This window comes from Methanomassiliicoccales archaeon (assembly GCA_029907465.1).
In the GTDB taxonomy this organism is placed as follows: Archaea; Thermoplasmatota; Thermoplasmata; order Methanomassiliicoccales; family JACIVX01; genus JACIVX01.
The window spans coordinates 1-20,254 of record JARYLV010000022.1 but is presented as its reverse complement, the minus strand read 5'-3'; the positions used below and the strand labels follow the sequence as shown (position 1 = coordinate 20,254).

Annotated in this window: 23 protein-coding genes; 9 read left to right on the top strand and 14 right to left on the bottom strand. The window is 46.0% G+C overall.

The features are described 5' to 3' along the window. A partial coding sequence (locus tag QHH00_07485) for an RtcB family protein (protein ID MDH7509221.1) occupies window positions 1–302 on the top strand: 302 nt, incomplete at its 5' end. A 37-nt stretch (window positions 303–339) separates the two neighbouring features. Further along, window positions 340–882, top strand: coding sequence for an archaemetzincin family Zn-dependent metalloprotease (locus QHH00_07480; GenBank protein ID MDH7509220.1), 543 nt, complete (start codon window positions 340–342; stop codon window positions 880–882). A gap of 107 nt (window positions 883–989) precedes the next feature. Here QHH00_07480 and QHH00_07475 read toward each other — a convergent pair whose 3' ends face one another. The 5 genes from QHH00_07475 to QHH00_07455 all read right to left on the bottom strand — a co-directional run bounded on the left by QHH00_07475 (window position 990) and on the right by QHH00_07455 (window position 4,315). Then, window positions 990–2,300, bottom strand: coding sequence for an HD domain-containing protein (locus tag QHH00_07475; protein MDH7509219.1), 1,311 nt, complete (start codon window positions 2,298–2,300; stop codon window positions 990–992). A gap of 146 nt (window positions 2,301–2,446) precedes the next feature. Next, window positions 2,447–2,827, bottom strand: coding sequence for a cell division protein SepF (sepF, locus tag QHH00_07470; GenBank protein MDH7509218.1), 381 nt, complete (start codon window positions 2,825–2,827; stop codon window positions 2,447–2,449). Between the two features lie 170 nt (window positions 2,828–2,997). After that, a complete protein-coding gene (locus QHH00_07465; protein ID MDH7509217.1) occupies window positions 2,998–3,288 on the bottom strand; it encodes a hypothetical protein in 291 nt (96 codons plus the stop codon). A 139-nt stretch (window positions 3,289–3,427) separates the two neighbouring features. Further along, window positions 3,428–3,922, bottom strand: a complete 495-nt coding sequence (locus tag QHH00_07460) for an RNA-binding protein (protein MDH7509216.1) — start codon at window positions 3,920–3,922, stop codon at window positions 3,428–3,430. A 42-nt stretch (window positions 3,923–3,964) separates the two neighbouring features. After that, window positions 3,965–4,315 (bottom strand): hypothetical protein, encoded by a 351-nt coding sequence (locus QHH00_07455; GenBank protein MDH7509215.1) that lies wholly within the window; start codon window positions 4,313–4,315, stop codon window positions 3,965–3,967. Window positions 4,316–4,549: 234 nt separating this feature from the next. Between QHH00_07455 and QHH00_07450 the strand changes: the two genes are divergently transcribed. Beyond that, window positions 4,550–5,386: a hypothetical protein gene (locus tag QHH00_07450; GenBank protein MDH7509214.1), complete on the top strand. Its 837-nt coding sequence runs from the start codon at window positions 4,550–4,552 to the stop codon at window positions 5,384–5,386. A gap of 14 nt (window positions 5,387–5,400) precedes the next feature. Then, window positions 5,401–5,985, top strand: coding sequence for a hypothetical protein (locus tag QHH00_07445; protein MDH7509213.1), 585 nt, complete (start codon window positions 5,401–5,403; stop codon window positions 5,983–5,985). A 415-nt stretch (window positions 5,986–6,400) separates the two neighbouring features. Here the strand turns inward: QHH00_07445 and QHH00_07440 are convergent, their stop codons facing one another. Continuing rightward, a complete protein-coding gene (locus tag QHH00_07440; GenBank protein MDH7509212.1) occupies window positions 6,401–6,523 on the bottom strand; it encodes a hypothetical protein in 123 nt (40 codons plus the stop codon). Between the two features lie 250 nt (window positions 6,524–6,773). Between QHH00_07440 and QHH00_07435 the strand changes: the two genes are divergently transcribed. Beyond that, window positions 6,774–7,499 (top strand): hypothetical protein, encoded by a 726-nt coding sequence (locus QHH00_07435; GenBank protein MDH7509211.1) that lies wholly within the window; start codon window positions 6,774–6,776, stop codon window positions 7,497–7,499. 34 nt (window positions 7,500–7,533) lie between these two features. Here the strand turns inward: QHH00_07435 and QHH00_07430 are convergent, their stop codons facing one another. From QHH00_07430 to QHH00_07415, 4 genes are all read right to left on the bottom strand, one after another. Next, entirely contained in the window at window positions 7,534–8,310 is a 777-nt protein-coding gene (locus QHH00_07430) for a HesA/MoeB/ThiF family protein (protein MDH7509210.1), read from the bottom strand. Between the two features lie 300 nt (window positions 8,311–8,610). Continuing rightward, window positions 8,611–8,889 (bottom strand): hypothetical protein, encoded by a 279-nt coding sequence (locus tag QHH00_07425; protein ID MDH7509209.1) that lies wholly within the window; start codon window positions 8,887–8,889, stop codon window positions 8,611–8,613. Window positions 8,890–8,911: 22 nt separating this feature from the next. After that, window positions 8,912–9,190: a MoaD family protein gene (locus QHH00_07420; GenBank protein MDH7509208.1), complete on the bottom strand. Its 279-nt coding sequence runs from the start codon at window positions 9,188–9,190 to the stop codon at window positions 8,912–8,914. Between the two features lie 55 nt (window positions 9,191–9,245). Next, complete coding sequence (locus QHH00_07415; protein ID MDH7509207.1) at window positions 9,246–10,958, bottom strand: aldehyde ferredoxin oxidoreductase C-terminal domain-containing protein; 1,713 nt, start codon at window positions 10,956–10,958, stop codon at window positions 9,246–9,248. A 265-nt stretch (window positions 10,959–11,223) separates the two neighbouring features. On the opposite strand from QHH00_07415, the gene QHH00_07410 reads away from it, so the two are divergent. Both QHH00_07410 and QHH00_07405 read left to right on the top strand, forming a co-directional pair. Next, window positions 11,224–12,159, top strand: a complete 936-nt coding sequence (locus QHH00_07410) for an ABC transporter ATP-binding protein (protein MDH7509206.1) — start codon at window positions 11,224–11,226, stop codon at window positions 12,157–12,159. Next, window positions 12,149–13,246 (top strand): ABC transporter permease, encoded by a 1,098-nt coding sequence (locus tag QHH00_07405; GenBank protein MDH7509205.1) that lies wholly within the window; start codon window positions 12,149–12,151, stop codon window positions 13,244–13,246. The genes QHH00_07410 and QHH00_07405 overlap by 11 nt, the downstream gene beginning before the upstream one ends. Before the next feature lie 254 nt (window positions 13,247–13,500). On the opposite strand, the gene QHH00_07400 is transcribed toward QHH00_07405, so the two are convergent. From QHH00_07400 to QHH00_07385, 4 genes are all read right to left on the bottom strand, one after another. Beyond that, window positions 13,501–14,544, bottom strand: a complete 1,044-nt coding sequence (locus QHH00_07400) for an ABC transporter permease subunit (GenBank protein MDH7509204.1) — start codon at window positions 14,542–14,544, stop codon at window positions 13,501–13,503. Continuing rightward, window positions 14,516–15,457, bottom strand: a complete 942-nt coding sequence (locus QHH00_07395) for an ABC transporter ATP-binding protein (GenBank protein ID MDH7509203.1) — start codon at window positions 15,455–15,457, stop codon at window positions 14,516–14,518. The genes QHH00_07400 and QHH00_07395 overlap by 29 nt, the downstream gene beginning before the upstream one ends. Before the next feature lie 51 nt (window positions 15,458–15,508). Next, entirely contained in the window at window positions 15,509–16,195 is a 687-nt protein-coding gene (locus QHH00_07390) for a hypothetical protein (GenBank protein MDH7509202.1), read from the bottom strand. A gap of 289 nt (window positions 16,196–16,484) precedes the next feature. Further along, complete coding sequence (locus QHH00_07385) at window positions 16,485–18,791, bottom strand: CARDB domain-containing protein (protein ID MDH7509201.1); 2,307 nt, start codon at window positions 18,789–18,791, stop codon at window positions 16,485–16,487. Between the two features lie 388 nt (window positions 18,792–19,179). Here QHH00_07385 and QHH00_07380 point away from each other — a divergent pair, with 388 nt between their 5' ends. Both QHH00_07380 and QHH00_07375 read left to right on the top strand, forming a co-directional pair. Further along, window positions 19,180–19,812: a helix-turn-helix domain-containing protein gene (locus tag QHH00_07380; GenBank protein ID MDH7509200.1), complete on the top strand. Its 633-nt coding sequence runs from the start codon at window positions 19,180–19,182 to the stop codon at window positions 19,810–19,812. 139 nt (window positions 19,813–19,951) lie between these two features. Then, window positions 19,952–20,254: P-loop NTPase (locus QHH00_07375; GenBank protein ID MDH7509199.1), on the top strand; the 303-nt coding region annotated here is incomplete at its 3' end.

Sequence of the window (20,254 nt, the reverse complement as noted above, 5' to 3'; positions counted from 1 at the left end):
GCTCCGGGAGTTATGTGCTCGTAGGTACCGAGAAAACGATGAAAGAGGCATTTGGCTCGACTTGTCATGGTGCTGGGCGGATGATGTCGAGAGAGGCGGCAATCAGAAGGTACAAGGCGAATGAGGTTTGTGCAGAGCTTGAACGTCGCGGCATTTACCTGAAGTCGAGTACTAAAGACGGGATTATTGAAGAGGCACCTGGAGCTTACAAGAATATTGATCATGTCGTCTCAGTCGTTGAAGGGGCGGGCCTTTCGAAGAAGGTCGCGAGGCTGTGGCCGATTGGCGTCATGAAAGGATGATATAGGGGATCTCCAACGATTTAGAATTCGGATAGTCATGCTGAGATCCGATTCCCTCCAGCACTCCCATATTAAGACTGAAATGGCGATTACAATCGTACCAGTTGGCGAAGTCGACGAGGATGTAGTCCTCGAAATCGCAGAGCGGCTGAGGAAAAGGTTCGATCATGTTTTTATCCTAGAAGAGCGACCAGTCCCTGCAACCGCGTTCAACAGGGTCAGAAAACAGTACAACAGTCTGCTTGTCCTTCACTCCTTAAGAGAAGTCAGCGGCGATATCGTCCTAGGCGTAACCTCCGTTGATCTCTATGCGGAGGGACTAAACTTTGTTTTTGGTCGAGCTGAGGTCGGCGGGAAGTATTGTATAATCTCAACGGCACGGTTGCAACACCACGATAGGAAGATCTTTTACGATCGGGCAGAAAAAGAGGCAGTACATGAAATCGGCCATGTGATCGGCTTGGGACATTGCCCTGATATAAAATGCGTCATGCATTTTTCGAACTCGGTATTCGACACAGACATCAAAGGCGCCTGGTTCTGTGAGCGCTGCCTTGACATGCTCCGTCGCAACAATTGAGCTTTTGATCAAGAAAAACAATCACAAAAGTTTGAAGGTGCTGATTGTTTTAGCCCAGAAGAAGCAGCATGAATGTTTTTTGAAAAAGTATTGCTGGCTAGGAGTAACTATGAGAAAAGCACTTTTCTTGAGGCTTTTTCCACCACTTCCTTATGTTTCTCTGGTGTCGAGACCATCACAGCCCAGGAATGGACACTCCTTGTTTGGAGGGCTTTCGCAATTGGGCTGTGTCGGGTCAGAGGTCTTACCCTGTTGCCATCCAATATGGGGACTTCAGTCTTGCCAATACGAGGTTCTGAGACGAGAAGTTCCTTTTCGGGAACATCTACGATTACCTCAGACTCTTTAACGCGTGCCCGCTCTGCAATCTTGCGCTCAACCTCCTTCCTTTTGTAATAATCAGTGAGTTCAATAAGAGAAGCGAGTGTTGCATCATCCAAGTCGGAAATGTTGATAGAAAAGGCCTTTTTGTAGAGGCGACGATATTGAAGCATCGTCATGATTCTTGCCGATTCCGCACCTGCCTTGAACAACTTTGCTGCGAAGGTACAATCTGTGTCGATCTGGATGTTCTCGAAGATATTTTCCCTTGCAGATTCGGCCGCCTTACAGAGCATCATCTCAGCGATCCGGACGGTTTTGTGAAAATAGACAGATGTATACATGAGGGCCCTTGCGACGAGCAGCCCTTCAACCGCCACGATCCCACCTTTATCGACCACGAGATCTCCGTGAAAGATACCGATGGTTTGCAATAACCGGTCAAGGTCTATCGTCCCGTGAGCTACGCCAGTATAGTGCGCATCTCTCAAAAGATAGTCCATCTGATCTGCATCGACGGGACCGTGGATCATCTGTTTCAGATAATTCTTCCCTCCAAAGAAGGTCTGGCCTTCTTCAATCTCCAATTGAGTTTGATCTCGCGACGATGGCACAGATGATGTGATCAGGTCGACAACAACCTCTGGAGATATGCCCGACCTGTCAAGCAAGTCCGCGATTGTATTGGAGACCCCCAGGAGCTTCGAGCTCCGACTTGTAAGGACTGAGATCTCACCATTGATAATTGATTTCGCGAAGTCAACATGTGTAAGTCCAATCCGATCACACAAGACAACTTCAAGCGTGTGAGAATAGGGTGGATGACCGATGTCATGCAAAAGGGCTGCTGCCATTACGCTATTTTTTTCCTCTTGTGGTAGAGAAAGCGCATTTGCCATTTTTTCAGCAATGAAGTAAGTACCGAGAGAATGCTCAAGCCGCGTGTGATTTGCGCCAGGGAATACGAGATGCGCAAGGCCGAGCTGGTGAATACCATGAAGACGCTGCATTTCAGGGCGCTCTAAGAGTTCAAGAAAGACTCCTTCTAGACGCACGCTCCCGTGGACACTATCATGAACCACCTTGAATTCTGGCACCAGAAAGCAATCGCTAATAGAATATATATCGTTATTGACATACGATGGTACTGGTCAAGGGGACCTAATTCAAATTCGCCAAAGATCGCCGAAAATAAATTGTTATAGCGAATTGATCGAGCCGAAGAAAGAAGTCGCTAGGAAGACTAGGTGAATCCGCCCTTGATCTTCTGCCTGTCAATTTTAATTCCGTTTGGGGCAACGACCAAGAAATTTCGACCAATTGCGGCAACATCTCCATTTGTGTCTCTTGCAACTGCCTTCAACTCACTGGTCACCCTCTTCAAGGTCAAAGAGTCGTTCGCAATCGCCGAGTAGTCGATTATCAATATGTTGCCATTATAAACAGGTTGAGTGATCGTCTGCAGATCCTCGTACCTATAAATCTCGGCTACCTTCACCATCCCTTTGCCAGAAAGCGGGCTCCCCTCATCAAAACTGAGCTGACCCAAGTCGATATACTGGTCGCTCTCAACTGTCTCGACTTCCTCCTTGCTCTTTCCGAAAGGCCTCTTAATCAGCGGCATCGCATCCCTTGTTTGTAATTGCCTGTCTCGTTATTAATCTTTTCTCAATGCTAAGGCTGGCGCCTATCAATCACGCTTCCATATTAGATTTCGCCAAAGGCATTCAACCAAGGGCAATAACCTGAAGTTGACCCACTCCTGAAGTCGCTGGGGGACAAAACTTTACGAGATCATACCTCTCTTATGACATCCCTTTTCTTTTCCTTCATTGAGTCCAGGCACTTATAGCAGTAGAAGTACCCCTCAGAATCCTCCCTAATAAGTTCCCCTTCCGAACGTCTGAAAACTTCGCCACAGTTCCTGCAGCGGTAAAGTTCCGGCTTTCTCATCGCCTCTTCTTCTCGTTTTGTCAATTTCAAGAATTTCAGCTTCTTGGCCTCGTCCACTTTTTTCTTATCTTTTGCCTTCTTTTTCTTCTCGTTTTTCCTTTCCGCGTTAATGAGTGTTCCCTCCGTAATCAACAATAGATCGGGATCGTATTATTAGTTTATTCTTTCAGATTTGTTCGTGAGGTTCAATCAGACTTTCCTGGTGGTGACTGGAATGTCGGTGGCAATTCGATCATTTCGGCCCGCCCAAAAAAGGTAGAGAATCCGACCGTTATTCTTCACTAAACTTCCAAAGTCGGTCGCCAACAAAATGAATCGTTTTGATAGCTTTGCCAGGCTTCTTTTTCAACATTTCTCCAGCGGAAATGAGCGCTTTTCCAATTGCGATTGGCACTTTGTTTCTCACATCTCTGACCCAGACGAGATCTCCTTCCCTAATATCTGGGTCAGCTTCTACAATTCCTGGGCACATGACATCTGCACCGTTTGAGATGAAGGGGACAGCGCCCATGTCCACAGTAACAAACATTCGCTGCGGCTTGTACTTGAGCAGCCCCCTCAATGTAAGGAATACTTTTCCCTCGAACACAATCGCTTCGATTTCGCCATTTACGAAGATGACATCATAGTCACTGCTCTCCGCACGGTCAACGGTGTCCTCCGAAGTAAAAGTCTCGATACCGAGCTGTGAGGAGATCTCGTTAGCAAGGGCTTCGATTTCCTTTTTTCTGAGCCTATGGCGCTTTCTGATCCTTAGCTCAGCCATGATCGACGATTAATCCGATGCGATAAAAAATCTTTGATAAAATCAGCGTTTTTTCCCGCCGAATATCCCGAAAAAGCCTTTCTTTTCTCTCCTTACCGGTTTTCCTATTGTTGAATCAGTGATCGTCATTTCTTCCTTTTTTGGAATTGAACTTACGGTGTCAGGTTCAACGGAAGCCACTGCGCCCGGTGATGTGCCCTTTGCAGTCGACAGATTAGATTGAACAACTTCGCTACTTGTCACCTCGCCACTAATTATCTCACCAGCGAGTGCTTCGAGCTCACCGATTTCATGGCTCTTCAGCTCAGCCCCGCAGTGTGGACATGCTGACGAATCAGCATTCACCTTCTTGTCACACAATGGACACTCGATTTCCAACGGTGCCGTTTTCATAAGAGCTTGCCCGATGATCAAAAATCAAGTTTAGCATATAATAATTGCGCCTTGTTTATCGTGTAGAGAAACACAATCTAAAGTCTAGATTCCAATATCGAAAATGGGTGTTACTAGATTACTAATCGATGGGACTTATAGTCATACCGTGGATTGTTATTCACCCGGACAGACCACAATGAATAATATATCTGGTGAAGTAGGCAGACAAAAGTAATTTAATGGCGGAAGGCGATGAGGTTGGCAATGCGATGGGGACTCTTAGGAATCAGATTAGTGATTATTGCCATCAGTCTTCTAATTGCCGTTATTATCATTCTCAGTATCGTGCCCCTCGCCATCGGCGGGCTAGATATCCAGATCCCAGAGGACGAGGAGGGTACCTGGAACGTTGAAGGCGACATCCTGACTCTTACGACACCTGTTAAGATATACAACGGCGGTTTCTACAATATCGAAGACTTCACAATTTCTTACAAATTTGTAAACGAAAATGGTGACACTGTTATCCAGGGGCAATCAGAACCAGTCGATATCATTGCTGGTAGAACAACAACGCTCGATGTCAGCTTCGTTATCGATCTCAACAGCGTCGATCCCTCCGAATTGAAGAGAATCATCTTCGAAAGCGGATCCTATGATTTCGTTGTGAATATCGAGACTTTCTATATGATGAAACTCCTGAAATTGGGAATAGGGATCAACAACACGATGGAATGGGAGCCGATGGTTAGCGATTTTGGGATCGATGTCGATGAAGTTCATTACGAGGTCACTGATTCAAATTTGACCGTAAATCTGCCATATTACGTTTACGCCGCTGATATGCTCACAGGAAAGCAAATGAAAATCAACTGCACCATCAGCAATGCGACCTCGGCGATAGGGAGCGTAGAGAAAATTGTCACCCTTACTCAACCTCTAAATGATGTGCTGGAGATCGTCATTGACAACGATGCCGCTGAATGGCTCAGAAACCATTCAGAATTACTGAGTATCGCGTTCACGCTTGAGTTCAAGGGAGCGAGCGCAACCGAGACATATGAGTACTTGTGGGTGCCCACGACATAATGGGAGTGGAAAAGATGAGCGATTTCTCTCTTGACAAAGGAAAAACCTGGAAAGGTGTTTTGGCATCGATCGGTGCAGCGGCGAAATATGTGATTGCTCCGATTATCATCATTAAAGTTATCGCATCGTTTATCGGAGAATACATTGGTGATTATTTGGAAGCGGCGCGAAATGCTGTTCTGATTATTGGCATCCCACTCATCGTCATCAGCTTTTTCAAAGGTTTTTATCCGAAGGGTTCCCAATCACGGTTGATATTCGCTGTTGTTGCGACAGCGCTCGTCTGTCTTTGGATATGGTTTATCTTTAAGGGAGGCGTCTTTGAAATCACAGTCGATCAGGTCACACTAACCGCTGATTATTCGCTACTGATTCTCTTGTTCATCCTCGTCGTCGCGCTCCACGGCGTATTTTATATTGGCGAATACATGTCCTATCGGAAGGAGTTTCTATCTGGAGGAATGAAAGAAAAGGGAAAAGAGGAGGAAATCAGAGACAAGGGAAAGGGGACTGTGGAGGAATCGCAATCGGAATCTATGAGTCCGACTCCGGAAGCAGACACCAGTGTGAAAAACGCAGAGGGTGAGAGAAAGGAGTGAGGTCGCGGAGAAAGGACGCAGATGATGACTTCTCACGAAACCTCAATCTGAGATTTTGATAACTATCTCAATTCTACATAGTTGATTGGAACAGGCAAAGGCCTCACTTAGCGGAATTATAGCTCTTCTTTTGCATGAGATTATTTCTGCAAAATAGTAAATCCCATCGCAATGAAAATACGCTGCAGCCTTCCCGAACTGCACTCACGTAATCTTATCGCTCAAGAGTATTACGAGATGCACGTTTTTAGAGCAACTGAAGGGATTGTTGATCAAAACTGAACTCCGAGGTTCTCCACATCAAAGACCAGTATGTCGTGGCTATCTGCCACAAAATTCTTCACAATCAGCCTAAAGACTGTATGGAGGTTTGCGCAAATGTAGTACCTGATATGTCCGATTTGAGCTCTTCCTTCTATCCCCTAAGACATGCAAGGAATTCAAGATACCGCCTTGATTCATAGGAATCAAAGTTTTCACTTCGATCAGGGATGATCACGCGGACTCTTTCGCCCATTGATTCTGGATCATTTTTCATTTTTTATCCTGCTGTGAGAGTAGTGTTCACTCTTTGATGTCTGCTGGTCAGTTTGTCAGGCCTTTTGATGACCATTAAAACCCCTATCATTCATGATTTGGCGTTTTTGTATTTTCGTGGATTTGTAAGATTTCGATCAACAATTGAGAGTTGCACTTCCTTGTTTCTTAACGGGTTGCATTACAATGCAACAAATAGAGAACTGATATATACGTAATCCGCGCTACGCGCCGGAGAGTGAGGTAATTCGATGAGTGTTAGTATTGCTATTTGTGAGCTTGACAGTGATGAAGCCCTCTGCAAAAGGGCCAAGAATTCAATTATCAAGGTCTATCTCAATTCCGTCAAGGGTCTGGAGGAATATGCTGAGTATGACGACGTAGCGACATTTGAAGACGCGAGGAGAATTTTCGAAAAGGACTGGGAGAATTTTCTCAAGAGAAATAGAATTGCGAACGATGCGAATGAGATCTACATATCGAAAATAAAAAATGATGCAGATGTCCAAAGACTTGCCACTGTCACTTTTAGGAAGTACACAGGATGGATAAATCTTGGAAAAGTCCCCGAGAGCCTCAAGGAGAGAATTCTGTCCGAAGCATCCACTGAAAATAGGTTGACTGAATGGGATATGCTTGGATTTGATGAGCTCAACGAGACATGTGGCCGGTGCCCGCTTTCGTGGGACAGTGGGCGCGGATGCATCGGAACCTTTGGCCCTGACAATAGCATGCTCCCCGAGATCGCACGCAAATATGGCTGCCAAATTATTGCAGACATCCCAAGACTTGCCAAAGAAGGTAAGAAGTTAGAAAAAGGGGAAATCGAACAACTCCTCAAAGAAATCTCAGTTTTGAGGGAAAGGCTCCCGAACGAAGGAAAGATCGCTATCCGCCGATACGGGGGAGTACTCGATAGACTCGAGGCAGCTTCAAAAACGAGCCTCAAGTACAACACTCGACTCTACTTCGTCTGATAAAAAACACTTCAGGAGTCCAAGTGATTTATCCTCACAGATGACCGCAAACGGTGCACGAACCTGCACGACAGACTTCGATCGTTTCCCAGAATTGATACAGCAGGTCACCGATCAGGAGTTTTGATTTGAGTGGATTTCCCATTCCTGTTAACAGTTTGATCACTTCGGCCGCCTCAAGAACTCCAAATACTCCAGCAGTTACGCCAACAATTGGAAAGGTTGGTTTCTTTGGTGGTGGCGTCGGAAAGAGGCATCGAAGACAAGGCGTCTCTCCCGGCAGGATTGTCGTCAGCTGACCGTGAAACCCTTCAACGGCCGCGTGAACGAAAGGAATTCTATTCTTTACGCAGAAGTCGTTGAGCATGTAGCGCGGCGTGAAATCATCAAGACAATCGACGATGATGTCAGCCCCTTCAAAGACCTCGCCAATATTTTCCTCTGTAACTTTGACCTTTTTCGGGATGACCTCTATATCTGAGTTAATTTTCCTCATCTTCCATGCCGCTGATTCTACTTTTGAAATGCCTTTTTCTACGTCCTCCTCCCAGTGAAGTATTTGTCGGTTTAGATTTGACATCTCTGGTGATTGATAATCAACAATGACAAGCCTGCCTATACCTGCAGCTGCCAGATAGATCGAAACCGGAGAGCCAAGACCCCCTTGGCCCATGACCCCCACCGTCGCATTTGCGAGTTTTCTCTGTCCATCCTCGCCGAATCCCTCGATCATCATCTGTCTCGAGTACCTCTGGACTTCGCGATCCGAGAATTTAGCATTTCTCAATCCAATAACCCCCTCGGCTAACATGCTTTGGTGATCACCACATGCAGCGCAACACTAACGCAAATTTGCTTCATTTGAGCATAGATTCGGATATGCACAATTGTTAGCCCAAGAGCTGAATAGATTCGGTCACAATTAAAGATTTTCAATCCATAATTAAACTCACTTCCCCACCAGAGATAGCACCGAAGTTAGTAAAATTATCAGTTAACATCGGTATCTTCATCAAAATATACATTTTCTGGAATATGGAGATGAGATTCCTCATTTGACTGATACCAATTTGGAAGCACTCCCTAAACTCTTACGCCACTAAATCTAACCTCAGTCCTGCTTGCGGAAATACCATCGATAGAGGAGAGCCATATCTCTCGGGAATATAGCGACGGTGTCACCGTCATTCACGCGTCTCTCCAGCGCCGAGTAATCGTTATTCAAGAACAAGTGGCTGGTTTCTTCAGGTTTTAAATCGAGGACTCTTAAAATTTCGGCAATACTCTTTACTCTTGATCCGTCCAATTCTACAATCCCCACCTGCCCAGTAGGATCTGTGGCAGGTGCTTTTGTCTTCAATTTTCCGTAGAGTCTTACTTTGATACTCATTTTTCGAACACCCTTCCTAATTTTATCCACCAGCGAGAACGGGGAATACAGCAACTCTGTCTCCATCGACAAGGCGTGTGTCAAATCCCCTGAGATGATCGATATTGTAACCATTGACCATAACCTTAACTCTTGGCCTAACCTTTCTCGCCTCGTAATCTTCGAAGATCTCGCCTTTTAGCTTTGAAAATTTTTGAACGAGCTGTTCAAGCACAGACATAACATCATCTGCTTCAATATAAATCTCATTGACACCCGCGATTTCCTGGAGCGTTGCAAAAAGCTTCACCCTGACAGTCATTTCAAATAAAATAAGGGAGAGAAAAGGAGAAAAGGGTTTCGGATCGATTATTGACTCACTCAGGATAGACCCGGTCAAGTTCTTCTTCGGGAACGTCGTAAACCACGTTCTTCGGCGGCAGTGGTTCAAGTCTCATGAATTCTGGTAATCTATCGTGCGCTCTCGTCAGGCCCGCTGCCCTGTTGAATTTCCTTTCGGTCTCAAGTATCTTCGCACCGAGTTTCACCGCGTCGTCGACAGTCCAGTTCGTTCCGAGCACGCCGTTGCATGACTCGACCATGCCCTCGAACCCTTCGGGTATATCCATAATCGCAAAGGCCGTGAACAGGCAGTAACCGCTCGTGTCGATGAACGCCGTGCTCTGCTGCAGTGCCCTCGAGAGGTCGGCCTTCTTTGTGTCCATCGGATCCGCCTTTCCACCAACACCGAGGATCTCTGGTGCGATTGCGTATCCAGCTGTGTGATCCGCACCCATCGGTGTTGTGGCATAGGTAACACCAATACCCTTGATGGGACGCGGGTCGTATGCCGGGATGCTTTGGCCTTTGACCGTCGGGATCCTCGTGACGCCGAACGCCTTGCCAGTAAATTCTGTCCCATTCGCGATGATGCGGCCAAGTGGCGACTTCTTTCTCACCTCTTCGAGCAAGCAGAGGGCGCCCTTTCCGTCGCCGAATTTCACGATCCCTCCTTCCATCGTCACTCCGATCGTACCGCCCATTTCAATCGTATCAAGACCGAGGTCATTGCACGCGCGGTTCAACTCCCCTACATCGTCGAGATTATAGATACCACAGTTCGGACCGAGAGCCCAGACGGATTCATACTCAAGAACACCGACTGGATCTTTCCCGCCTTCTCTGACCCAGACCTCCGAGCACTGGATAATGCAGCCCGGGCTGCACACGTGCGGTCTCTCACCGCCCCGTTTCTTGATGATCTCCGCTTTCTTTTCTCCCGAGACAAGCGGCGCAAGTTCATCATATCCAGCGGAGAAGTTCCTGTGTGGTAGAGCACCAGCCTCGTTAATCACATTGATCAACGCGTCTGTCCCATAGCTGTTCAGCGTTCCTCCGGGCTTTGTGATATCGTGCTTCTGGAGCGCAGCAGTAAGCTTCTTAGTTCCTTCTTTAAACAGATCTTTGTTCTTGATCTCCACGCCAGGAGCTCCATCATCGTCGACAATGATGAATTTCAGCCCCCGTGTCGCCATAACCGCGCCAAGGCCGCCTCGACCTGCGTATCTGCTCGGCAAGCCATCGATGTCATTGAATGCAACGCCAGCGCCAGCTCCACCAAGCTCTCCTGCGATCCCTGTTGCGCAAATCGCGATGTCTTTCCCGAAGTTCTCCCTCAACTGGGGATATACCTCGTAAAGACCCTTTCCAACCCAGGGCTTGGCATCAAAGAATTCGACTTTGTCCTTTGTGATCTTTAGGAGATAGTACTTTTTCTTACACTGACCCTGGACTATCAGAGCCTTGATCCCGAGTTTTGCTAACTTTTGCGCAAAATTGGTGCCTGCATTCGCCTCTTTGATTCCTCCAGTTAACGGAGACTTGCCACCGACAGAGATTCGCCCGGATGTTGGTGCGCTCGTGCCTGTCACGATCCCAGGAGCGAAGACGACCTTGTTATTAGGCCCGAGCGGATGGCACGTTGGAGGTACCTCGTCGGCCACAATCGTCGAAGTGAGTCCACGGCCACCGAGGTTCTTCCATTTCTCTGGAACGTCCTCGTACTTGGCCTTCAGTTCGGTCATGTTCACTCTTAGTATCTTTGACGTAATTTATCACCCCCTAAATTGTAACTAGTCTTTTCGTATTAAAAAAACTTGCGAATGTCATAATAGATCAACTAACAGAAATACAAATACTGGATATGCTTAATGAAGCATTTCGGTCACCACGACGAATTTTTTTGTTTTAAGCAATGAGTATTCTATCTGCGAAAATCGTATTGTGCCCATAAGTATCTTATATTTGAGGTCGTTGCAATACCCAACATTTGTAGTCTATTGTAGGGAGGATTAAATGTCAGAGACAGTGATTGAGGTCAATAATTTGACGAAGAGATACGGAGACCTTGTCGCCGTTGACAGCATTTCATTTACTGTAAATAAGGGGGAGATTTTTTCTCTTCTTGGTCCAAACGGTGCAGGAAAAACAACAACAGTTGAAATTCTGGAATGTCTTAGATCAATGACATCCGGGGAAGCAAAAGTGCTCGGTCTAGATGTAGCCAAAAAAGCAAAAGAGATCAAACGTCAGATTGGGGTATTACCGCAGGATTTTAACGCTTTCGATCTCCTGACCGTAAGAGAGAATATCGAGTTTTTTGGAAGCATGTACGAGCACATGCTCGACCCTTTGGATCTAATCAAGACAATGGATCTTGAAGAAAAGACGAATGAGTATTTCAAGAATCTTTCTGGCGGATTGAAACAAAGAGTTGGCGTGGCAATCGCGATGGTCAACGATCCAGAGATCGTTTTTCTTGATGAGCCTACAACTGGTCTCGATCCAAAGGCCAGAAGGGAGGTCTGGAAAGTCATCGAAGGGCTGAAGAAAAAGGGAAAGACGGTGATCCTGACGACACATTACATGGAAGAAGCGGAGATCCTTTCGGATCGCGTTGGTATTATTGATCACGGTCGATTTCTCGTGCTTGATACCCCTCTAGAGATCATCAATAAATACGGGTCGGGAAGCCGTTGTATTGTTTCCAACGCCGATGAGCGGTGCCGTTGTGTAATTGAGAAACAATGGCCTGGCTACGAGATTAAAAATGGTAATTGTATTATTGCTCTTAAGAATAGGAGCGATCTCTTCGAGATCATTTACGCACTTGATAGGAGCGGTGGCACATACGAGCAAATACAGGTGACGAGACCAACACTGGAGGATGTATTTCTTAAATTGACTGGAAGGAAGCTCGCCGAAGGTGGTGAGATAGAGTATGCCAAATAGAATCGTATCAACACTTATCAGCTCCGTGAAGATGTTCTACCGCAGTAAATCGTCAATTTTCTGGACGATCGCGTTTCCAGTGATTCTCATACTCCTTTTTGGAGCGATTTTCAGCGGTGGCAGTGATGGAAAGTACAGTCTCCATATTCAAGATCTATCAGATTCCCAGATGTCGCACAATTTTATTGAGGCTCTCAACCGCAGTGGATCGATCAGCGTGATCAACGTCGGCAAGGATGTTAACATCTCCGATTACATCAAGAACAATAGTCCGACCGCAGTACTTATCATCCCCTCCGATTTCGATTCCGCATTTATCCCAGGTGCAGGGAATAATACGACTCAGCTAAAATTGATGCTCGATCCGACGAGCACATCAGCCAATGTAATCACAACTATCGTCGTCTCCGTAAGTAATCATTTCAACCTCGCTTTAGCGCACGGAGAAGAAATTATCACGCTCGAACGAACGGAAATCGCTTCAGAGCAATTCAACTTCATTGATTTCTTTTTGCCTGGGATCATCGCCCTGACAACGATGACGACAACGATCTTCTGGACTGTCGATATTCAATCGAGGTATTCACAAAATGGAATCTTCAAGAAGCTCATGACAACGCCACTCACACGAGTAGAATGGCTGGTTACCCAGATATTGTGGCAATTGATCGTTGTCTTCATCTCAATCACGGTGATCCTTCTCGTTGGTGTTGCGCTGTACGGCGTTAGCCTGACCCTTGATCCTATTGCCGTTCTCATAATCATCTGTTCGAGCGCGCTGTTTTCTGCCATGGGAATGATCCTTGCAAGGTTCATCAAGGAGCCAGAAACAGCGGGTACGGCGGCCAATGCCATTACGTTCCCGATGATGTTTCTCTCAGGCACTTTCTTCCCCCTTGAAATGATGCCAAGTTACCTCAGGTCGGTCGCCCAGGTCTTGCCACTAACATACATCAACAATGGACTCAGAGACGCAATGGTTTACGACAATACAGTTGGAGCAATAAGCAGCCTAATCATCGTCGCGATACTTGCAGCAATTTTCTTTGTGATCGGTGTCGCGGTATCGAAGTGGAAAGTTGAATAAGCCCAAACACATTTTTCTTTTTTTTCTCCATATAATAAACATTATCCAGTTATCATAATTATCCAATTTTCCCCGCTTGTCATTTTCCGGCACAAAGGAACAATCAAAAAGACCTACGCTGCGTTTTTAGGGCAATAATTGACAAGTGAGCCATCTGTCTGCCTTTTAGCATGGAAGATTGTAACAGTGATTTTTCTTCCTGGAAAATGAGATTCCTGAATCGAATTTTATTATCTTGAGCCGATCAAGTACATTCACTTCCATTTTACGAGAATTTCCTCCCGACGGAAGACCTTAAGACTCACATAAAAGATGAAAATATCAATTGCCGCTGTTAAGAGAATAAAAGTTGTCATCAAGAGAAAATCAAGCGTCACGAGACCTGCTATTGCAACGATAAAAAAGCCGACGACTGGCAGAACGACTAGTCCGCCGATTTGCTGAGAAGCCCTTACATCACTGACCTTTGATGAGATTAACATATTGACCAGGATGCTGAGTATGCAAAAGAGCGGTGCGAGAATAAAGACACCGACGATCCAGACAAGGTTCGGAAGGGGATAATAGCCAATAACTGGGTACACGATGACGTCGACCAGTATTATGAACGGCACGAGGCTCGCCCATGTGACGAGCATCGTCGGGAGGAAAATAGATATTGACTTACCAGCGAGGAGTTCAGTATCGGTCGTAGGCGTCGCAAGTAAGGGCTCAAGGCTCCTGTTGATTTTCTCGCCGACAAAGCTGTATGAGGCAATGACTGTTGGTATCACGGAGGGGATGAGGATGAAGAACATGAGGAGGGAGTCGATGAAGACTCTCAAAAACTTCTCTGCCTCATTCGCCTCGCCAATCACGACACAACGATCGAGCACTGTATCGATCCTTGTGGTATTTTTGAGATTACTGTGGATCACGAGAGTACTATTGAGTCTTGATTCTACGATAAATGAATCTAAGACCACCGATTTCGATACATCGCATCCCTCAATAAAACATCCTCTTACGATTGAATTTGTCAAATTAACGTTGATCAGCCTCAGGTCCTTTATCGAGACTTCAGTGATATTTCCGCCATTGACAGTCGCGGACATGTTTATTGTCAGATCGAGTGGTTTTTCATCATTGGGCTCAGCGAACATTGTCACCGGAATCAGATATACGATTGGCATGACGAATGCCATTACGAGGGGCATAGCAATGAGGCTGAAAATGATGTACTTATTCGTTTTAAACTCAGCGAGGTCTTTTCGAGCAACGATCCAGATCTTATCTAGCCTCAGCGTATCCCCCCACAAGCCTAAGATAGATCTCTTCGAGACCTCGTCTCAATTCCTCGACAAATTCCACTTCTGCCCCAACATTGATCAGGGATCGTACAATCAATGGATTGTCGTTCTCAGGATTCTCGACGTCAACTGCGATTGTGTTCTCATTTTCGCGCACCGATCGCACAAAGGGAAGGGCGCTTACAGCCGCGATCATCTCTGGCGTCACCTTCTTCAGTTTGATGAGGGTCGTCCTTCCCCAGAATTTGCGTGCAAGATCTTCCGCAGATCCGACTGCCAGGATCCGGCGCTGTATGATACCAACACGATCACAGATCCGCTGCGCGTCGTCAAGATTGTGTGTATTGAGAAAAATCGTCCGACCTTCTTTTTTCAATTCTAAAAGATAATTCCGTACAGTGATCGCAGCCTGAGGATCAAGCCCGGAGGTCGGTTCATCAAGGAAGAGGAATTCTGGTTCATGGACGAGTGCCCTTGCAATCGCGATCTTTTGTTTCATTCCTTTTGAAAACTTCGCGATAGGATCATCCCGTCTGTCCCAGACATCGAGTTTCGTCAGAAGATCTCTGATTCTCTGCTCCCTCTCTCTCTTTGGCACGCCATACAGTTGCGCGAAAAAATCCAGGTTGCGATACGCACTCAAAGATTCATAAAGTCCAGGGCTCTCCGGCAAAAGGCCGATCATGCCACGTATCTTGATCGCATCATCAGGACTCGTGATATCGAGGCCGTTGATGTAAGCGGTGCCAGCGGTAGGTGCAATTAAGCAGCAGAGCATTCTTACGGTGGTCGTCTTTCCTGCACCATTTGGTCCAATAAACCCAAAGACCTCGCCATCTTTGACGACTAAATTTAGATCCTCGACGGCCGTGATACTGCCAAAATTTCTCGTGAGGCCAACCGTTTCAATCAGATGTTTCACCGCCACAGAGCTGGATATCGGAATAACGAAAAGTGAATAAGAATAGGAGGATTAAAGCCTTGGCTTGTATTCCGGCGCCTCACCACCTTGTTTTTCAATCGGCGATATCTTAGATTCTGATGCTTCGCTCGTCGCTATGTGATTCTTTTTCACAATGGGACCTTTTTCGCGAGATTTCTTTTCGAGAAAATCTCTCAGTTCATCAGCGTCGATCTTCAGCATGATCATATCTCCAATAGTCTTGATGTCGTCCGTCTGGACCTTAATCAATGGTGTCGCAAGCAAGGGCTTCTTGACATTAAGTAAATCGATCGCGTCTTTGTCCAATCTAACTTCAATAAAAGGTACTTTCCAGTTTTTTTCAGGAACAAAAATAATGTTGTCAGCAAAGCCAATTTGTCTAGCCTTTCTGCAAATGACCCTCTTTCCAACGATATCCGCAGCGGTCATAAGAACTGCTCCTTCTTCGACCACAGCATCCTTTACTTCTGAAACGGGGATTTTCAGCGTTATGGTATCTGAAACGGAGTCAACGCTATCTGTTTTCACCAGAATCTTTGCTGTCGAGAACAATGGCTTTTTCACCCCGATCGTCTCCTCAATTCCTTTTTTCACACCGATACGCAACGCCGGAATCACCCAATTCTCAACATCAAGGGCAACGCCCTCAACCATGCCGACGATACGGGCATCTGAACTTACAATTTCCAGACCAATAATATCCTCCATTTTTAACATGAGAATCCCTTGTATGATTACATATGTCAACGGTTAAACATTTTTCCCTTGACCTCAGCACAGCAATCATCTGAACAGAGCGAAATTACAGCCTAGCCATTAAGTTCATTGAAGTCCGGTTATCGTAAACGAATCTCGAGGCGGGGTACTTTGGATATGAGCTCAAAACAGGTATTCCGATCACCCCACTCAATATTAGGAAATAAAAAATTACGATTTTATTCGATGACAGGATCAAGAAAATCAGCCAGTGGATGTGGGATAGGCGCTATATCGGGTTTATTGGGGGTCATTTCGGTCGTCTCCAACGCAGGTAATAAATGATTGACACCACACAAGCAAAACCCAATAGAACTGGGATCATAACAATCCATGAAGGAAACTCATCAATCGACTGAACCGTGACGGTAATCGATGCGTTGTTATTTGTCTCGTTAAGTTCACCAATGAGGTTCGAAGTATCAATCGATACTGTGATCACGTGGGTTCCACTTGCCGCGATCCATGTTATCGAGACATTTTCACTTCCGTTGATCGGTAAATAACTGATGAACTTCTGCTGCGTCATCGGAGAGCCGTCAATGGCAAAAGTGACGATAATGTTAATCGCGTCTTCCGTTCCAAGATTTGCGATCGTTGCATTTATTACGACCTCATCTCCATCCCTGATCTCATTCGATGATAGATTGAGACTTCCAGGGACTGTGACAAGATCTGGCATGAAAAGGAATGATGGAGGAACTGATATTTCGACTGACGCAAAGTTATTCGATTCATTAAGTTCCTTGATTTTATCATCTGGGTCGATCAAGATTCTAATCAGATGAGTGCCCTGGATCGCTTGCCATACAAAGCTCACTGTGGACGAACTATTTATGGGCAAGAGTTCGATCGCTTTTAGCGAGTCAATCTGCGAAGTACCGCGGAAAGCCTCCACCTCGACGCCAGTTGCGTCAGAGTTGCCGATATTCGTAACGTTGACAACGATGTTTACGTAATCTCCAGCTTCAAAAATCTCCGGCGAAAAAGTGATGTTCGAAGCAGTCACGATGAGATCCGGAAAAAGCTCGACTGGATTTTCGATGAAAATATTGACCGAATCAATCTCAGAAAAAGAATCACCATCGAAGGCCCTCGCCTCTATCACATATTCGCCATTAAAGAATCTCGTCGTGTTGAAGTCAAAAGCCCATTCGGTAAGACCTTCTGCATCCTCCCATTCTGTTCCCTCACCAGAGCCAACGCTTCTCACGCGAACTTGCACACTGACAAGTGTATCATTTCCATCTGGATCAGATGCATGTCCAGATATCACAATGAGTCCTTCGACAGCTGAACCTGGAGTGGGATAGTCAATCGTACACAAGGGCGGCACATTGATCATTTTCGTGAACATGATACTTTGTGGTGTCTCCCTTCTGTCCTCAAAAACAACAAGGGGGACCCTTCCGCTATAAATTGCAATATCAGGATTCTGGCGCTTGCTACTGGTCGTCGCATCATCAACCCTGATGCTCGGTGAAAATGTCATCCCACCATTTCTTGAAATTGCGTATCTAATTTCATTTGTAGTGAGCGTCTGGAGTTTGTAAGCGACCGATATATTACCACCGCTGTCAGAGGCAACAGAAGGATCAACGCTGACGCCACCATCACTGACAACCCTTGAGTACGAAAAAGTCTCACCACCGTCAGAGGAAACCGACGCGCGAATTACTGAGGTACCTGTTCGATAATCCTCCCAGACTACTATAGGATTGCCATTGGGTAGAAAGCATACGTCTGGCGATGTTTGCTTGACATAATTCGGGCCATCACTGATTTTCATATTTGCTGAAAAGGTAACCCCACTATCATTAGAAATGGCGCCATATATATCATAAAGAGGGTCGCTTCTAGTGTCTTGCCAGACGATTATGAGTTTGCTCCCGAGGGACGCAGCCCTAGGCGCACTTAATAACGACTCGGTAGTCGCAGTATCATCAATTCGCCTCGGCATCTCAAATGTTATCCCCCAATCAAGCGACCTCGTCAGGAAAATTTTGGTGTAGCTAGATGAACCGATAGTCACATTTTGAGACCACACAACGTAGATAGTGTTGTTTGCGATTGTGATATCTGGTTCAGTTGCATGAGTCCCGGGAGGACTGATTTGGATATTGCTTGAAAAAGTCCTCCCACCGTCATCTGATTTTGAGAAAAAAATTGAAGGAACATCATCATTCCTTGCATCTTCCCAAACAACAAAGACGGAGCCTGTTTCGTTTACGGCAATCGATGGAGAGGAACGGTGTCCTGAGGACTCCCCTGCATCGTCAACTCTCACCTTCTCCAAAAAATCATATCCCGAATTTTCTGACCTCGCGTAGAAGATCCGATCATAATAGGTTATGCCTTCCGCCCAGACGACTGAGATATTCCCATGCAAGTCCACTGCAATCCTCGGATACGCCTGGGCATCGTGAGTTGCGTTACTGTCAACAGGCGTATTTCCCGAGAACACAAGTCCCTCGGCTTGTTGCGTGACTGGAACGAAAGGAAAACATGTCAGGATGAGGGTGATAGTAATCATGGCCGTGATGGCCTTTCCGTGCATCTGTATCCTCCTACGCATCGCAATGAACCATGTGGCTTAAAATGGTTTTGAACAATCATGAGCTCTAGTAATCGAGCCCTTCTATGCTTACATGGTTGAAATACATTGCATACTGGTGACGTATCCTGGAGATGATCTCCGAAATCAATAACTTAGGACAACAACCTGGGACTTCAACGAAATGAGAACAGGGGATTTTCGGCATATTAAAAACGATAGTACCAACTGATTACGGCTCTCAATGAATTAAATAAACGACATTCTTCAGCATTATTGTCTTATAATTAATTGTTGAATACAAACCTCAGAAGCGCATGATGAGACTCGGAGAACGGCACAGAATTGATGCTGATCGTGCAACTGGAAAGGATTGAGATGGTCGTTTGATATGATAGAGGCACTACTTTCGATTATGATTCCTGAAAGCTGGGTAACGGATATACTGAAGAAGTACTCTGCAAAGATCGAGTTTATCGAGTGCATGCCTTTCGGGAAGAAAGGTGGAAGGGGTCTCGTCGAAATGGGTGGGGATAAGACAACAATGGAATCGATCATTAAGGAGATCAAGATGCACCCTGCCGTGTGCAGAGCAGAGATCTCGTTTCGCAACGATGGTAAGGCCTCAGGATATATCATCACAAATAAGTGTGTCGCTTGTGAAGCCCTATCGCGATCTGAATGCTTCTTACGATCAGCTACGAGCATCGGAAACGGAAAAGTCCTTTGGAGAGTTGTTAGTGGGAAGAAGAAGTCGCTCGCTTCACTCGTGCGAGACCTTAAGTCAGTCGGGTGCCAGGTTGAGATCAAAAGCGTAACAAAAGTTGAAGGCACGAGCATGTTGACGAGACGCCAGGAAGAGGTCCTTAGGCTGGCCTTCGAAAAGGGTTATTATGATTGCCCAAAGAAAACCACCATTAGAGATCTTGCAAAGGAACTCGACATATCCCCTTCAGCGCTTGGTGAGATTCTGCAGAGGGGGGAGAAGGCAATACTGGAGGAGTACTTCAGAAAAAAGAGATGAGACTTTTTCTTTAGAATCGAGCTGACGGCAGCGCGTGAGGACTTTTGCAGCAACAAAAACCCAGGAGATTTTATGACGGACATATTCGGCAAAATTGTCATCATATGCTTGTAGATATTCCGTGCGGAGTGTAACGACGATGACGATGAGCTCAACAACTCAAGAGATTAAAGTCGAAACAAAGAGTTCGAAGCGTAGTGCAGAAGATGTGAAACTGGCCGAGAACTTGAAGAAGATCAAGCACAAGATCATGGTAATGAGTGGAAAAGGAGGAGTCGGGAAAAGCACGATCGCAGTCAACCTGGCTTTCGGGCTTGCAATGAGAGGTATGGAAGTCGGCATTCTCGACGCTGACATACATGGCCCGAATGTGCCAAAGATGCTCGGGGTAGAGCACGCGCTTCTCACGCACGACGGTTCCTATATCCTTCCAGTAATTGTC

Bases quoted from the DNA above. Each gene is read 5' to 3' on its own strand.
- QHH00_07390 (MDH7509202.1), bottom strand. From the start codon at position 16,195: ATGTTAAAAATGGAGGATATTATTGGTCTGGAAATTGTAAGTTCAGAT.
- QHH00_07410 (MDH7509206.1), top strand. From the start codon at position 11,224: ATGTCAGAGACAGTGATTGAGGTCAATAATTTGACGAAGAGATACGGA.
- QHH00_07455 (MDH7509215.1), bottom strand. From the start codon at position 4,315: ATGAAAACGGCACCGTTGGAAATCGAGTGTCCATTGTGTGACAAGAAG.
- QHH00_07380 (MDH7509200.1), top strand. From the start codon at position 19,180: ATGATAGAGGCACTACTTTCGATTATGATTCCTGAAAGCTGGGTAACG.
- QHH00_07460 (MDH7509216.1), bottom strand. From the start codon at position 3,922: ATGGCTGAGCTAAGGATCAGAAAGCGCCATAGGCTCAGAAAAAAGGAA.
- QHH00_07420 (MDH7509208.1), bottom strand. From the start codon at position 9,190: ATGACTGTCAGGGTGAAGCTTTTTGCAACGCTCCAGGAAATCGCGGGT.
- QHH00_07435 (MDH7509211.1), top strand. From the start codon at position 6,774: ATGAGTGTTAGTATTGCTATTTGTGAGCTTGACAGTGATGAAGCCCTC.
- QHH00_07430 (MDH7509210.1), bottom strand. From the start codon at position 8,310: ATGTTAGCCGAGGGGGTTATTGGATTGAGAAATGCTAAATTCTCGGAT.
- QHH00_07450 (MDH7509214.1), top strand. From the start codon at position 4,550: ATGAGGTTGGCAATGCGATGGGGACTCTTAGGAATCAGATTAGTGATT.
- QHH00_07445 (MDH7509213.1), top strand. From the start codon at position 5,401: ATGAGCGATTTCTCTCTTGACAAAGGAAAAACCTGGAAAGGTGTTTTG.
- QHH00_07385 (MDH7509201.1), bottom strand. From the start codon at position 18,791: ATGCACGGAAAGGCCATCACGGCCATGATTACTATCACCCTCATCCTG.
- QHH00_07425 (MDH7509209.1), bottom strand. From the start codon at position 8,889: ATGAGTATCAAAGTAAGACTCTACGGAAAATTGAAGACAAAAGCACCT.
- sepF (MDH7509218.1), bottom strand. From the start codon at position 2,827: ATGCCGCTGATTAAGAGGCCTTTCGGAAAGAGCAAGGAGGAAGTCGAG.
- QHH00_07440 (MDH7509212.1), bottom strand. From the start codon at position 6,523: ATGAAAAATGATCCAGAATCAATGGGCGAAAGAGTCCGCGTGATCATC.
- QHH00_07405 (MDH7509205.1), top strand. From the start codon at position 12,149: ATGCCAAATAGAATCGTATCAACACTTATCAGCTCCGTGAAGATGTTC.
- QHH00_07480 (MDH7509220.1), top strand. From the start codon at position 340: ATGCTGAGATCCGATTCCCTCCAGCACTCCCATATTAAGACTGAAATG.